This is a genomic window from Pedobacter sp. R-06 (assembly GCF_049913135.1).
Classification (GTDB): Bacteria; Bacteroidota; Bacteroidia; order Sphingobacteriales; family Sphingobacteriaceae; genus Pedobacter.
In genome coordinates, this window is record NZ_CP183977.1 from 4,681,756 (window position 1) to 4,696,908 (window position 15,153).

Sequence of the window (15,153 nt, forward strand, 5' to 3'; positions counted from 1 at the left end):
ATCAGTGTCAGATGGTAACATCCGACACCACGAAAATAGCAATATCCAACACCACACCACCAAGATTAATCCAAGGTTAAGCCAATTTCCTTCAACAAAATAGCTGCATTAAAAGTCTTACATGGTCCGTGTTTTAATAAATAATCAAATTTCATTTCGCCCTCGGTGATCTGTATATCGAAATGGAAATTACGCACGGTTTCGGGATGATCGATAATCAGATCTGCCAGTTGTAAATCGTGTGTAGCAAAAAGTGCAGGAGTTTTTTCGGTAATCAGCTTTTGTATAAAAACCTTCGAGCCTAAATATTTATCGCGACTGTTTGTACCACGCAGCATTTCGTCAATCAATACAAAAGTATCTTTGTCTTCGACTACATTATCTAAAATCATTTTCAGGCGGTTGAGCTCTGCCTTAAAAGTAGAGGTACTTTCGTTCAGCGAATCTTTAATCCGCATATAAGTATTGATCGAAAAAACCGACAATTGCATGGTTTTGGCACAAACCGGTGCACCAGTATAAGCCAATATCATATTAATACCCAAAGTACGTAGAAAAGTGCTTTTGCCGGCCATGTTAGAGCCCGTTACAATATCTACAGTTGGTGCTGCTTCTAAATGAAAATCGTTATTCACCCGAACTTGCTCGTTAATAAGCGGATGACCAATATGAGTGGTGGCTAATGCAAACTGATCTGTAATCACCGGAAAAACCCAATCTGGCTGGTTATACGCTGTTGTGGCCAATGAAATCAGCTCTTCAAAATCGCCTAAGTGGTCAAGGGCCGAAATCACATCTTTTGATGAAGATTTATACCAAGTATCTAAACTGATGCAGCACTTTAAATCCCAAAGTAAAAGTGCATTCAATATGCCGCCAACCAGGATATTTAGCCTGGCATCAAAATTCTGGATAATTTTAGATAATCCCCTAATTTCTTTGCTTACAGGGATTTTTGAATCTAATAAACTTAAAGTATACGAACTTTTCCAGCTTTGATTCTCTGTCCATAAAATAGCACTTGCATAACCGTTTAACAGATTCGAACTTCCACCAAAGGTGTAAAAAACCTTGCTAATTTTTGAGCCCAATAAAACATTCCACCCCGTGTGGATTACAAATAAAAGTGCCAATATTTTCCAAAAAGCAGTGCTAATAAGAAGCGCTGCCAAAATTAAACCAACAGAAATATAAGGCACCAGTTTTACATAAAACCTCAAAAAATTGCTCTTTACAAACTCTAATTGTGCACCCAGTTGGTGTTTAAGCTGTATTTTAATCTGCTCTATTTTATCGGGATCGTAACCATGCAGGTTAGCCCTGAAACTATGAGTTTCTGCTATTTTATCTGTTATTTCTTTTATCGCTTCCTGGCGGAGTAATATCTTATCCCTGGTATGTTTTTCTGAGAAATTTTTAGCCAAAAGGTTATTTCCACTTTTGGTACTACAACGGTTGATCAGTGCAAATAAAGATGCGCTTCCGAAAATATCAAGATCAGCAGTGTAGGGATGTAGCTCAGATTCGAATGCTTTACCATGATCATAACCATTCGCCATTCCTGTTAGAACATTCCACTCATTCTGATAAACCCATAAAAGTTGTTTTTTATAATCGATTTCGAGATCTAACTTACTTTGCCTCCGGACAACAAAGGCAAAGGCGATTATGGGCGCCAATAATCCAAGTTGAATTAATGTACGTAAACCATCATCTGCAGACTGCAACAGTAGAACAAAAAATAAAATTTCAGCCAGGAACAGACCAATCCTGACGAGGGAAAGTTGATCAATTATTTTTTTTATCTGTGCTATATCAGCAGTAACCTGCTTAATTTTTTGGTCGTAATCGGCTATTATTTCTGCTTGTAGTTTTAACATGATATCGCTTCGGTGTATATATTTTCGAAGGTATAAGATCGATAGATTGTCTTTTTTGTTACAATTTATCTAAGTTTGAATCTCGAGATTCTAAAGATAGGCAAAATATTAAATGAAGATTACACTGATCGCCATTGGCAAAACAGAAGATAAATATCTAATTGAAGGAATTGATAAATACATCAACCGTTTAAAACACTATATTAACTTTAGTTTTGTGGCTTTACCAGATGTAAAGAATGTTAAAAACCTTAGCGAATCCCAGCAAAAGGTAAAAGAAGCGGAGTTATTACATAAACAAATTAACAATGGCGATGTTGTTATTTTGTTAGATGAAAAAGGAAAAAAATATTCATCCGTAGCGTTTTCCAATTATTTAAATAAACAGATGGTTGGTAGTGTACAGCATTTAATTTTTATTATTGGCGGCCCTTATGGATTTGATGAAACCATTTATAAAAGGACAAACGGGTTAATTTCGCTATCTGATATGACTTTTTCTCATCAAATGATCAGATTGTTTTTTGTAGAGCAGCTTTACCGGGGATTTAGCATTTTAAAAGGCGAACCTTATCATCATGCTTAGAGATAGACAATGTGATTGAGATATGGAAAAGGCGAATAAAAATCATCATTAAATAAAAGAAACGATGTTACTAGATAAATATAAACGGGAGTACAGATATAAAAGCAATCAGAATGGCAACAATAAATACCTATGGATCAGCATTATTGCATCACTGGTGATTATAGCTTTGCTTTATTATTTCTTCGATTAAACTCACAAAAAAACACCAGACAAATTGCCTGGTGTTCGCTATCATTTCGGTAAATAAAGCTTAAACGCCTTTTTTACTCGTCATACTTGCTTTTTTAGCAGGAGCTGAAGTTTTGGTGGTTGCTTTAGCACTTGCTGATGCTTTAGATCCTGTAGCTTTTTGTTTTTTATCTGAAGCTGCTTTTTCTTCTGATAACTTAACCTCTGCTGGTGTACCTGGTGTTTCTGGAGTTTCTTCAGTAAACAATGGCAGATCTTTTAATAAGTTATACCAAGTGATAATCTTCTTCATATCAGAAGCATAAACTTTTTCCTGATCGTGACCTGGAGCTACTTCAAGAAAGTAGGCGCGTAAATCGCCTTTCAAATCAGGAGTAGATCCTTTTGCTGAAATTTTAGCAAAAATATCTGCCAATTTAATTTCCTCATCTTCGCCATACACGGTAATATCTTCTAACGAAGCTAATTTTGTGTTGGTGATGTTGGCTACAACTTTAGTTTTTTGAGCATCTAAGCCCTCTAAAATGTAACCTACTTTATTTTGTCCAACCAGCTTAAATAACCCTGGTCTGCCAGATACGGCAACAATTCCTCTTAAATTCATATTATGTGTGTTTAGCGGTTAGTGTTTGGCGTTTAGCGTTATAACACGCTGCCACCAAACGCATCGCGTTTTCTAATGTTTTAAAACCTCAATATTGAGCAATTGGTAGTAGCGCTCTAAACGCTTATCGCCAAACGCATGGCGTACTAATCTTCTAAAACTTCAATGTTTAAAATCTTATCACCTTGACGGATATCATCTACAAGGTCTACATTCTCAACCACTTTACCAAAACAAGTATGGTTACGGTCTAAGTGAGCGGTATTTGTTCTGCTGTGGCAGATAAAAAACTGTGAACCACCAGTATTGCGGCCAGCATGTGCCATAGATAAAACACCACGATCATGATATTGATTTTCTCCATCCAGTTCGCAATCAATTTTATAACCTGGGCCACCGGTACCTGCTAAATGTGCTTTAGCCGGGTCTTTTGAATTTGGGCATCCACCCTGAACCATAAAGTTTGGAATTACACGGTGAAAAGTTACACCATCATAAAAGCCTTCTTTAGCTAATTTTTTAAAGTTTGCAACGGCTTTCGGCGCATCATTTTCATAGAATTCTACGGTCATATCGCCTTTTTCTGTTTTTATTATTGCTTTACTCATATCAATATCGGTACTAATTTTAAATTTTATTCACCTAAAAAACAATCGTATTTTTTTAGTAGAGGGCAAAAATAACAAAATTGTATAACTTATAACATCATTAAATTTTTCTATACAGTTTAAATGCGGTATTTTAGTGTTTTAAGCATACCGATTTGATAAAGAAATATTATATCCTGCTCATTTGCCTGCTTTGCTCCCTGGGGCTAAGGGCTTCTTCTTTGTTGATTTACATGGATGAAGACCAAAAGAATCATCTTAAAGCATATGGTATTGCTTATTGGACAATCAGCAAACAACTGGAGGTTGATTGGCTCTTAAACTATCGTGGCGGAAGCTTTTTAATAAAATACAATAAAACAGTTGAAGATGAACTTAAAATCCGTGGCGTATCTTACGAAGTAATGGCCGATGGAAAGGTAACCAATCTTTTAAACGAAATCAGTGATCCAGCCGTGAACATGGAGATGGTTAAGCTGGAGAAAACTCCAAAAATTGCGGTTTACTCTCCAAAAAGCAAATTACCATGGGATGATGCCGTTACTCTTGTTTTAACCTATGCCGAAATCCCATACGATGTAATTTATGATGATGATATTTTACAGGATAAATTGAGTAAATACGATTGGCTACACTTGCACCACGAAGATTTTACCGGGCAGTATGGCCGTTTCTGGGCTAATTTCAGGTATGCAACCTGGTATCAGGAAGATGTTAAAAACCAGGAAGCCTTAGCTAAGCGCATGGGTTATAAAAAGGTTTCTGAAATGAAATTAGCCGTTGCCAAACACATTAAAGAATACTGTGCTGGCGGAGGCTTTTTGTTTGCAATGTGCTCGGGCACTGACAGTTTCGACATTGCCCTTGCTGCTGATGGGGTAGATATTTGCGCCCAAATGTTTGATGGCGATGCTGCAGATCCAAATGCACAAAGTAAACTGGATTTTAATAAAACCCTGGCTTTCCAGAATTTCAAGTTAGATAACAACCCAATGAACTATGAATTTTCGGATATCGACGCTACGCAAACCCGCACACTGAACCAAACCAACGATTACTTTACTTTATTCGATTTTTCGGCTAAATGGGACCTTGTTCCAACCATGCTTACCCAAGATCATGATAAGGTGATTAAAGGCTTTATGGGGCAAACCACGGCTTTCAGAAAGAGTTTAGTTAAAACAAGTGTAACTGTTTTGGGTGAAAATAAAGGTGCTGCAGAGGTAAGGTATTTACATGGAGAAATTGGCAAAGGTCAGTTTACTTTTTATGGTGGGCACGATCCGGAAGATTATCAGCATGCTGTAGGTGATCCACCCACAGACCTAAATCTACACCCAAATTCACCTGGGTATCGCCTAATTCTCAATAATGTGCTTTTTCCAGCTGCGAAAAAGAAACCACAAAAAACATAATTTTTAAGAGATTTAGCTTTTGGCATTATTTCATTCCAGGTTAAAAAATTGTTAATTCTGCGCTATATTCCTATTATGTAGACAGTAAATCGCTATTGATACCATTTCTGATCTGTTTCATAACTACACATAAATGCCGCAAAAAACACACTGAAAACCAGTGCATTAGCTAGTCATTTGTAACACACCTGATACTTTGGCACAGCTTTTGGAATTGAGACTTGTAATTAACAACGGGTTTAAGCCCGAAATTTTTAAACAAGATTCTTCTAAAAGAAAAATATTATGAAAAAGTTATTATTAAGCGCTTCAGTTTTATTATTAGCAACAGGTGCATTTGCACAAACAAAAATGACTGGTGAAACTTCGCGTTTTGGGATAAAAGCGGGTGTTAACCTTTCAAAGTTTCATGCAGGGGGCGATGATGCCGGAGCCAATGCTTTTAATGATAATGCAAAAAACAATGTTGGCTTTAATGTAACCGCATTTGGTGATTTTGGTGTAGGAAATAATTTCTTCATTCAACCAGGCATATCATTACAGAACAAGGGTAATAAATTTGAATCCGTAAACACAGCAACTGCAGGAAACAATACCATTACCACTACATCATCTATTAAAACCAATTTAATGGCTATTGAGGTACCTGTAAATGCAGTATTCAGAATTCCTACTGGTGATGCCGGTGCAGTTCAGATCAGTGCTGGTCCATATATTGGTTTTAACATCTCTGGTAAAGACAAAGGAGAAAACATTGTTACAACGGTGAACAATACCAATAATACCAGTGCTACCGTTACGACTTCAAATGATAGAGACTTATCATTTGGTAGTGCAAGTGATAAAAACTATAACAGCACAGAATTTGGTGCAAACTTTGGTTTAGCTTACCGTACAAATTCAGGATTTTTAGTAGGCGCCAACTATGGCTTAGGTTTAACAGATTTAACACCTAAAGACAGACAGGCCAATTCTAATAAATTAACTAACCGTGTATTAGGTTTCTCAGTTGGTTATTCGTTCTAAGCGAAAGGCCTTAAAAGCAAAAGCCTCCCGATTTAATAATCCGGGAGGTTTTTTTATGTGCGATTATTTAGTCGTAAAAGTTCCAGCTCACGCCAAATTTTAATAGGGCATCTTGCATTGGGTATTTGTTTACGGTATAATAACCCGGCTGGAATAAGCCCTGATTTACAAAATCATATTTAACAAAAATATTAGCCCTTTTTAAATTTGCTTTAAAAAAGACATCAATTACTGGTTTTGACGCCAGGTTTGTGGGATTACGCTCATCAATATAAAACTGTGCCGTTGCAGGTGAATATAGATAGTTTGCATATTCAGTATTGTACCTCACATCAAAGCCCACATTGGCTTTTAATACCTTGAAAAAGGTATTATCGAAATAAATACTGTTATAAGTATAGAGTTCTGGTGTTCTTAACACTGCATTTTTATCTGTTTTTTGATAAGCGATATAATTTTCCATCACAAACTTACCAAACCTCGATTTCTTTGATACATCCAACCTGATTAAGCTAATATCAGCAGTAGCTTGTTTTGGTAAAATAGCATTTGTACCATTAGTATGATCGGCGGCAAAATAAACATAGTTACTGGTTAAGAAATATTTGGCTCCGGCAGTAAAACCATACTTATCATTAATATAGTTAAATGATAAATTGGCAATTTTAGTGTTCTTGAAATCAGTGTTTGTCCATTGGTAATGGTTGCCGTGATAGTAATTAAAAATAGCCGCTGGCGATTGGTTTTGTACATAAGCACCCAACTCGATCCTTCCTATGGTTTTACCTAAGAGAATTTTACTTTTTGCTTCATATAAATAATCGCCTGCATTTTCACCCTGCAAAATTTGCTGTAGGTCTAAATTGAAGTCGATATTATTAGAGAACCGATAGCCCGCTGCACCTAAAATGGTAATGTTTTGATAAGAAAACCTACTGCGCTCGTAATTGGTTGCATCTTGTTTTATGCCAAAATATTCATGTTTGTAATAATCGTGCCTTACGCCTGCATCAACCTTCAGTTCATTTTTAATAACCGAACTATTTTTCGGCCTCAAAAAGAAACTATAAATAAATTCATTTTTAATGTGTTTTACGTGGGTCGAATCATTCGTAAATATTGTGCTCGCAATTCCGGGAGGCAGTACATGATTAACATCCGTTCCATTTTTGTAAAAATCGAAACTGTCGTTATTATACTCAAATGTATACGAAACCTTGTTGGTTGGTAAAACAGCATTATTCACATTTGCAGAGGTATCTATCCTGCCTACATAATAAGTTTGCTTTAAGAAAACGGTGTTTTTACGGTACAAATTTCTTGAGTCTGATAAATTTACCGGTTCTGCCTCTCTTGCAATTTTAGTATAATCAGGATCGAATAAACCTGTAGCTACCGTAGAGCCATTCTCGTAGGCCCGCATGGTATTAAAAATTGCAGACGCCCACATATTATAACGTTTGCTTGGCGATTGGTACCATGAGAATACGGCAACATTCAAATTATCGCCACGTTGTCTGGCGTAAAAGCCCCTGGAGTCACCACGGTTAAAGTTAACCCCAACATTCCAGTTTTTTTTAATATTCTGTGTGTGGATAGCTCTAAAAAGTTGCTCTTTTTGTCCGGCACTAACAAAATACAAGCTGGTAAAAGGGGTTCTGGCCTGATAGTAAATAATATCTTCGGGCGTTAAAGCATAATAATCGAGTGAATGGAACCCTACATCAAAGCCAATTCTTTTGCTAGGTTCGTACAATAAAGGTCTGGCTGCCAAGCCCATGTTGCCATTGTTTACGGTTGGGTGCAGGGGCTGTAATAGCGGGCTGTAATTCTGGATATTCGTAGTTGAAGTATCTAAAGGCAGCAGTACAATACTGTCTTTAGTTAACGACAGTTTGGTAAACCTGATATATTTTGCGGTAAAAACGACAGAATCCTTTCCCGAATCTAGTTTCTTCCGAACAGAATCCAATTCTTTGTTGGTACCAACACTTGTTTTTAAATCTTGTGCAAAGGCTTTGTTAATGCCTAACAGCAGTAAGAAAAAAAAACAGATTTTAACGACTTTATGCATCTTATAGTTCAGAAATTAAGCGGGTTAAAATCTCTGTCATTTTAGGCTCGGCTTTGGCTGCTGCTGCTAAAATTTCTTCTAAATTAAAAGGCTGCAGATCTTCGGGGAAACCCTCATCCGTTAATACGGAAATGGCAAAAACAGGCAAACCAGCGTGATTGGCCACAATAACCTCAGGCACGGTACTCATACCAACAGCATCAGCGCCAATTAAACGCAGGTATTTATACTCGGCTTTAGTTTCTAAATTCGGACCAGAAACGGCAACATATACCCCTTTATGACATTTAATATCAACATCTTTAGCTATTTGCAACGCTTTGGCTATGATATCGCGTTTATAGGGCTGGCTCATATCTGGGAAGCGGGGGCCTAATTCACTTTCAATTAAACCACGTAATGGATTATCTGGCTGCAGATTAATATGATCGTCGATAATCATTAAATCACCCTTTTTAAACTCAGGATTTAACGAGCCCGCAGCATTGGATACAATTAAGTTTGCTATACCCAAACCTTTCATTACCCTAACGGGGAAGGTAATCTGTTGCATGCTGTAACCTTCGTAATAATGCAGGCGCCCTTGCATGGCAATAATTTTCTTTCCGTTCAATGTTCCAAAGATCAGTTTCCCACTATGAAATTCTAAAGTAGAAATTGGAAAATTGGGAATATTAGAATACATCAATTGATGCTCAACTTCGATTTCTTTTACCAAGCCACCCAAGCCAGTACCTAAAATAATACCTATTTCTGGCTTAAAGTTCTCTGTTTTACGTTTAATATATTCAACGGTTTCTTCTATTGCTCTTAACATAGTTTAAAATGAGTTCGTCAAAGGTAATCTTATCTTCTTCAAATAATTCAACCTCTATGGGTAAATAATATACAGGTAAATCTACCAGTAAATCTTCAAATCCGGTAGCTCTTAAACGTTTGCTATCCTTTTCTGTTGTGATAATGATTTTATCTTTTTTAGTACTGGCCATAAAAACCGATTTAAGCTTCTCAATATCATCATTTTTAAAAGCATAATGATCCCGAAATTCTTCGTGTTTAACGGTTTTAGTATATTTTTCAAGCTCTTCTATTAACGGAGCAGGATTTGCAATTCCGGTGAGAAGGAAAATTTCGAAATCTTTAATCGACTCCAGTGCGCGGCTTTCGTTACGGTATAAATGGATAAGATCGCCGTACTGGAGATAAGAATGTAATACAGGTTGATCTGCATTTGGTTGCAGTTCATTTATGGCAGCCTGTTGGGCAACATGTAACAGGGGAACTGGCGATTTAGTAACCAACAATACATCTGCTCTTTTACGCGAGGAGAAAACATCTCTTAAATTTCCGGCTGGCAATAAAAATTGTAAAGTACCCAACTTTCTAAACTCGAAAAGCAAAATATTAAAACCCGCCCTTACCGCGCGGTGCTGAAAGGCATCATCAAGAATAATTAAATCATGATGCTCTTTTAATTGCTGAATCCCGTGCACACGGTCTTCACAAACGGCAACGGTAACAGCTGCAAATTTTTGATGGTACTGTAAAGGTTCATCCCCTATCATTTCGGCAGTTGCAGCATGATCAGCAATAATAAAACCTTTTGTTTTCCGTCCATATCCCCTGCTAAGGATGGCTATTTTATAATCGACCAGCAACTTCACTAAATATTCTGTTGTTGGCGTTTTGCCCGATCCGCCAACAGCTAAATTGCCTACACAGATTACCGGTAAATCGAACTTTACAGATCGCATCAAGCCCCAATCATAAAGTTTTTTACGGAGAAGAATAGCCATTCCATAAATGATCGAAAAAGGAAGCAGTAAAAGGCGTAGACAGTTCAATAGCATATCGTGGTTTCAAAAATACTGATTATTTAAAAAAGAAAGGCATGGCTAAGCCGATACCCTATAAAGCAACTCTTAATCAATGAAATGGTTTGCAGGAAAATGATTTTTCTGGGGTACAGTATCAATTAACCAATCTGGAGATAAGCACCTGGCGTTTGGAGCTAGTTAACCAATAAACGAACAATGGCTTTAAAAAATAATAACCAATGATAGTGAATCAATAAACCGTTGGCGAATGAACTAATGACAAACGAACCAATAACCAATAAACCAATGAACTAATAAATTTATTCAACTACTATTTAAGTTTTTTATTATCATTGTTCTCTACCAAAACATATTTTAATGTCTCCGAACAAAAGATTAGTAGTGGGCCAAGGCCAGATTAGTGGATATATTTCTATTTTTTTAGCCATATTGGCCTTATTAGGCATTCTCTGTTTTCATTATCCAGAGAAGTTAACCACACCCGAATTCCGCGAAATTTACACAAAAAACAGTATGGAAGCCCTAATGCTTGGAGGCGTTATTGCAGCATTCTTCTTTTCACTGTTAAGTTTGATCCTCAGTAAAAAACTAAAATGGGCCTGGCCAGGCTTTGCACTTGGTGCTTTAGCCGTAATATTGGGTGCTTTGAGTGTAGAAGGTAGGGATGTAGCCAAATCGAGCTGGCATTTTGGCCTTGACTGGATGATTTTAGATCTTCTTTTAATGGTTGCTATTTTTGTTCCATTGGAGTTGTTTTTTCCAAAAAATAATGATCAAACTAAATTCCACGAAGAATGGCGTACCGATTTAACCTATTTTGTAATCAGTCACCTATTTATTCAATTTTTTGGCATTGTAACCCAAAAACCTGCCGTATTATTTTTTGGCTGGATGGGTTTAGATAAATTGCACAACTGGGTACAGGGTCTCCCATTTATAGCCGCCCTTTTTTTGGCTTTTTTCAGTACCGATTTGTTCCAATACTGGGCACATCGTTTTTTTCATACCCGGGTAGCCTTATGGCGTTTCCATTCCATACATCATTCTACACAAAATATGGATTGGCTGGCCGGAAGCCGTACCCATTTTATTGATATATTTTTCACCAGGGCAATGACCTTTATCCCACTTTATGTTTTGGGCTTTTCATCTACCGTTTTCAATGTGTACATTATATTTATTGCGATACATGCGGTACTCATCCATGCCAACACCAGGATTAATTTTGGTCCATTAAAATACATTTTTACTACACTGCAATATCACCATTGGCACCATTGCGAAGACCCTAAATATTATGGACATAACTTCGCCTCAATATTTCCCTTTATTGATATGATGTTTGGCACCTATTATTTACCCGGCAAAGAATGGCCCGCCGGAACGGGTGTACACGAAGCTTCGTATCCAAAAGGTTTTGTTAAACAATCCATTTATCCCTTTACAAAAAGCCCTTTTGATACTGATTTGAATATGGAAGAAAGAAGCGATAGATAGATGCTAACGCTCGTTTCTAACGAGCGTTGAATACTTCGTCGTTTTAAACGATGGAATCGTATAGCTATTTCTGCACTCGTTTGGAAACGAGCACAAACGAAAAACTACTGTTAGATGGTAACCTCTGACAGCACATTGAAATCAAGGCAGGCGGGGATAATATTTCATCAGGATTATTAGGAAAGCAATGCCAGCAAGCATGATTAATGTTAGTCGGGCTTTCCGTTAAATCTTTTGTTTTGAAGAAAAACAAAAGTATACCGCTGCAATCCCGTTTAGTCAGTAACAGTGGTGCTACTATTATAGGTTTTTGAAACTATATAGAAGATAAAATCGTAAGGCTATTCTTGTACTTATTGGGAAACGAGCGCAAACGAAAAAATGAAACTGTCAGATGTTACCATCTGACAGCAAGTTAGCACATTGCACACCCAAGTCGGTGCCCTCTGTGTTTTTCTCTCCATAATCTCTGTGGTTAAAGAAGCTAAAATGGAACAAACCCGAGTTTTAAATGTTATATTGGGGTTCCATCTTATTATATGCAGGCCAAAACAGAAATTTTAATTATTGGTGGTGGATTGGCAGGTTTAACAGCGGCGCTTCACCTGAATAAGGTGGGTTTAAATGTTACATTGATCGAAAAAGATACCTATCCCCATCATAAAGTGTGTGGCGAATATATTTCAAATGAGGTGCTCCCCTATTTTGAATGGCTCGGTCTGGATATTGAAAATCTTGCCCCCACATTAATCAGTAACCTGCTTTTCACTTCCCTTTCTGGCAAAAGCATACAAACTAAATTACCCCTCGGTGGCTTTGGTTTAAGCAGATACACCATCGATTATTACCTGTACACGGAACTGATCAGGAGAAATGTAAACGTGATTCATGATCGCGTGGTAGAAATAAACTTTGCCAATAACCAGTTTACAGTGGTAACGGCTAAAAATGCTTTTGTTGCAACTTACATTATTGGCGCTTATGGAAAAAGATCGTCAATTGATATTAAGCTAAACAGGAGTTTCATCAATAAACGATCGCCCTATCTGGCAGTTAAAGCACATTACAAAGCCGATTTTCCGAATAACCAGGTAAGCCTGCATAATTTCGAAGGTGGCTATTGTGGCGTTTCGAAGGTTGAAAATGATCGGTTGAATATCTGTTATCTGGCTAACTATGAGCGTTTCAAAAAACACAAAAACCTGCTTGCCTTCCAGGAAAACGTACTTTATAAAAACAGGCATTTAAAGGCTATTTTCGAAAGTGCAAGCAGTTTATTCGATATACCTTTAACCATTAGTCAGATTTCTTTCGAAACTAAAGAGCCTGTGTATAATCATGTTTTAATGATTGGCGACACTGCCGGATTAATTCATCCACTTTGTGGAAATGGTATGGCCATGGCCATTCACAGTGCCAAAATTGTTTCAGAACTCTTGCATCAAAGAAGGGAGGGAAAAATTATTTCACGTGTAGCACTGGAAGAAAGTTATACTTTACACTGGAACAAGGAATTTAAAAACCGTTTAAAAATGGGCCGCGTATTATCTTCTTTGTTAAGGAACCATAAATTCGAAAGTTTGGCGATGAATGCATTGACTAAAATGCCCTTTCTTCTCCATAAAATAATTAAACAGACACATGGTAAACCGATCACGATTTCATCATAAATGCCAATAGATACCACATATAGAAGCACAGCCCCCGAGATTATGGATAATTTCGCTATGGAAGGTGAGATATTACGCGATGCGCTGGATAAAATAGCCAGCATTAATCAGCTCCTTGGTGGTAATAAAGTTACACTCGATGGGATTAAAAGCTTAATCAACAGCAAACCAAAAGACGAGGTTATTCGTATTACTGATATTGGTTGTGGAAATGGGGATATGTTACGCACTTTGGCAGATTATGCAAATAAACAAGGTTTACATTTTATTTTAAAAGGGATAGATGCCAATAGGTTCACCATAAATCATGCGCAAAGTTTATCTGCAAACTACCAGAATATAACGTATGCATGTAGCGATATTTTTGATGATTTAAGTAAACCAGAACCTTGCGACATTATGCTTTGTACTTTAACCCTACATCATTTTAAAGATGAAGAAATTATCGATCTGCTTAAGAATTTTAAAGAATCGGCAGCCATGGGTATTGTAATAAACGACCTGCAAAGAAGTGCAGTGGCATATTATCTGTTTAAAGCTTTGTGTTATGTTTTCCGTTTAAACGATATGTCCAGAGAAGATGGTTTAGTATCAATTCTGCGTGGGTTTAAAAGAGCAGATTTGCTTAAATACACCAAACAATTAAAGCTAAAATCGAGTTCAATAAAATGGAAATGGGCTTTCCGCTACCAATGGATAATTAAAACAATATGAGCGTAACCGTAAAAGCAGTAAGTAAAGCCTTGCCCGAATTTTGGAGGTCAACCGCCGAGATTTTACCATTTCTAGATATTTGGCTAAAAGATCAGGATGATCGTTTTATCCGAAAGGTAAAAAAGATTTTTGAAAACGCCGCAGTAGATAAAAGATACTCGATCATGTCGCCCGAAGAGGTTTTTAGCGATTTAAGTTTTGAGGAGCGAAACAACATTTATATCAGAGAAGGGATAAAACTCGGTGCCAAATGTTTGGAAACTGCACTCGAAAAAGCCAAATGGCAAGCGCAGGATTTGGACTACATCATTACTGTGAGCTGCACGGGTATCATGATCCCCTCTTTAGATGCTTACCTGATCAATCTGCTCAAACTACGTCAAGACATTGTTCGTCTACCTGTAACTGAAATGGGCTGTGCCGCTGGTGTATCAGGCATAATTTACGCTAAGAATTTCCTGAAAGCCAATCCAGGCAAACGTGCAGCAGTTGTTGCGGTAGAGTCACCAACGGCAACCTTTCAATTAAACGATTTTTCGATGGCCAACATTGTAAGCGCAGCAATATTTGGCGATGGTGCCGCCTGTGTACTGTTAAGTTCGAATGAAGAAGATAGCGGGCCAGAGATTTTAGCCGAAGAAATGTACCATTTTTATGATGCTGAAGAGATGATGGGATTTAAACTTACCGATACCGGATTGCAAATGGTACTGGATGTGGCAGTTCCTGAAACCATCGCCAGTCATTTTCCGGATATTATTCACCCTTTTCTAGCCAAAAACGGATTCGGGATTAACGATATAGACCATTTAATCTTCCATCCGGGCGGAAAAAAGATTATCCAGATTGTTGCAGAATTATTTGACCAGCTAGGCAAAAATATAGACGAAACGAAAGAAGTTTTAAGGCTTTACGGAAACATGAGCAGTGCAACAGTGCTCTATGTTTTGGAACGGATTATGGATAAAAAGCCAATGCCCGGAGAAAAAGGGTTAATGTTAAGCTTTGGCCCGGGGTTTTCGGCACAGCGCATACTTTTGCAATGGTAA

The 15,153-nt window shown here is 37.4% G+C and carries 14 protein-coding genes; 8 read left to right on the plus strand and 6 right to left on the minus strand.

Going from position 1 to position 15,153, the window contains the following annotated elements; all coding sequences use genetic code 11:
• Window positions 1-65: 65 nt before the first annotated feature.
• On the minus strand, window positions 66-1,880 hold the full coding sequence (locus tag ACN9MR_RS18680) for a MutS-related protein (protein ID WP_426325944.1): 1,815 nt from the start codon (window positions 1,878-1,880) through the stop codon (window positions 66-68).
• 112 nt (window positions 1,881-1,992) lie between these two features.
• Here ACN9MR_RS18680 and rlmH point away from each other — a divergent pair, with 112 nt between their 5' ends.
• Window positions 1,993-2,466, plus strand: a complete 474-nt coding sequence (rlmH, locus tag ACN9MR_RS18685; RefSeq protein WP_426325946.1) for a 23S rRNA (pseudouridine(1915)-N(3))-methyltransferase RlmH — start codon at window positions 1,993-1,995, stop codon at window positions 2,464-2,466.
• Window positions 2,467-2,530: 64 nt separating this feature from the next.
• Window positions 2,531-2,659, plus strand: a complete 129-nt coding sequence (locus ACN9MR_RS18690) for a hypothetical protein (protein WP_256449212.1) — start codon at window positions 2,531-2,533, stop codon at window positions 2,657-2,659.
• Between the two features lie 60 nt (window positions 2,660-2,719).
• Here ACN9MR_RS18690 and ACN9MR_RS18695 read toward each other — a convergent pair whose 3' ends face one another.
• Window positions 2,720-3,262, minus strand: a complete 543-nt coding sequence (locus ACN9MR_RS18695) for a DUF5606 domain-containing protein (RefSeq protein ID WP_057932097.1) — start codon at window positions 3,260-3,262, stop codon at window positions 2,720-2,722.
• A 146-nt stretch (window positions 3,263-3,408) separates the two neighbouring features.
• Window positions 3,409-3,870 carry a peptidylprolyl isomerase gene (locus ACN9MR_RS18700; RefSeq protein ID WP_086547682.1) on the minus strand — a complete coding sequence of 154 codons (462 nt, stop codon included), beginning with the start codon at window positions 3,868-3,870 and terminating at the stop codon, window positions 3,409-3,411.
• A gap of 233 nt (window positions 3,871-4,103) precedes the next feature.
• Here ACN9MR_RS18700 and ACN9MR_RS18705 point away from each other — a divergent pair, with 233 nt between their 5' ends.
• Both ACN9MR_RS18705 and ACN9MR_RS18710 read left to right on the plus strand, forming a co-directional pair.
• Window positions 4,104-5,285 carry an asparagine synthetase B gene (locus ACN9MR_RS18705; protein ID WP_426330235.1) on the plus strand — a complete coding sequence of 394 codons (1,182 nt, stop codon included), beginning with the start codon at window positions 4,104-4,106 and terminating at the stop codon, window positions 5,283-5,285.
• A 285-nt stretch (window positions 5,286-5,570) separates the two neighbouring features.
• Complete coding sequence (locus tag ACN9MR_RS18710; RefSeq protein WP_426325949.1) at window positions 5,571-6,311, plus strand: outer membrane beta-barrel protein; 741 nt, start codon at window positions 5,571-5,573, stop codon at window positions 6,309-6,311.
• A 67-nt stretch (window positions 6,312-6,378) separates the two neighbouring features.
• On the opposite strand, the gene ACN9MR_RS18715 is transcribed toward ACN9MR_RS18710, so the two are convergent.
• From ACN9MR_RS18715 to lpxK, 3 genes are read right to left on the minus strand one after another with little or no spacing between them, the layout of a single operon-like run.
• Window positions 6,379-8,385, minus strand: coding sequence for a putative porin (locus ACN9MR_RS18715; RefSeq protein ID WP_426325951.1), 2,007 nt, complete (start codon window positions 8,383-8,385; stop codon window positions 6,379-6,381).
• A 1-nt stretch (window position 8,386) separates the two neighbouring features.
• The gene (locus ACN9MR_RS18720) at window positions 8,387-9,202 is read right to left on the minus strand and encodes a purine-nucleoside phosphorylase (RefSeq protein WP_426325953.1); all 816 of its coding nucleotides are present in this window, start codon (window positions 9,200-9,202) and stop codon (window positions 8,387-8,389) included.
• Window positions 9,174-10,235 (minus strand): tetraacyldisaccharide 4'-kinase, encoded by a 1,062-nt coding sequence (gene lpxK, locus ACN9MR_RS18725; RefSeq protein WP_426325955.1) that lies wholly within the window; start codon window positions 10,233-10,235, stop codon window positions 9,174-9,176. The genes ACN9MR_RS18720 and lpxK overlap by 29 nt, the downstream gene beginning before the upstream one ends.
• Before the next feature lie 345 nt (window positions 10,236-10,580).
• Between lpxK and ACN9MR_RS18730 the strand changes: the two genes are divergently transcribed.
• The 4 genes from ACN9MR_RS18730 to ACN9MR_RS18745 all read left to right on the plus strand — a co-directional run bounded on the left by ACN9MR_RS18730 (window position 10,581) and on the right by ACN9MR_RS18745 (window position 15,153).
• The gene (locus ACN9MR_RS18730) at window positions 10,581-11,720 is read left to right on the plus strand and encodes a sterol desaturase family protein (protein ID WP_426325957.1); all 1,140 of its coding nucleotides are present in this window, start codon (window positions 10,581-10,583) and stop codon (window positions 11,718-11,720) included.
• Window positions 11,721-12,259: 539 nt separating this feature from the next.
• A complete protein-coding gene (locus ACN9MR_RS18735) occupies window positions 12,260-13,390 on the plus strand; it encodes an NAD(P)/FAD-dependent oxidoreductase (protein ID WP_426325959.1) in 1,131 nt (376 codons plus the stop codon).
• On the plus strand, window positions 13,391-14,104 hold the full coding sequence (locus ACN9MR_RS18740) for a methyltransferase domain-containing protein (protein WP_426325961.1): 714 nt from the start codon (window positions 13,391-13,393) through the stop codon (window positions 14,102-14,104).
• The gene (locus ACN9MR_RS18745) at window positions 14,101-15,153 is read left to right on the plus strand and encodes a type III polyketide synthase (RefSeq protein ID WP_426325963.1); all 1,053 of its coding nucleotides are present in this window, start codon (window positions 14,101-14,103) and stop codon (window positions 15,151-15,153) included. The genes ACN9MR_RS18740 and ACN9MR_RS18745 overlap by 4 nt, the downstream gene beginning before the upstream one ends.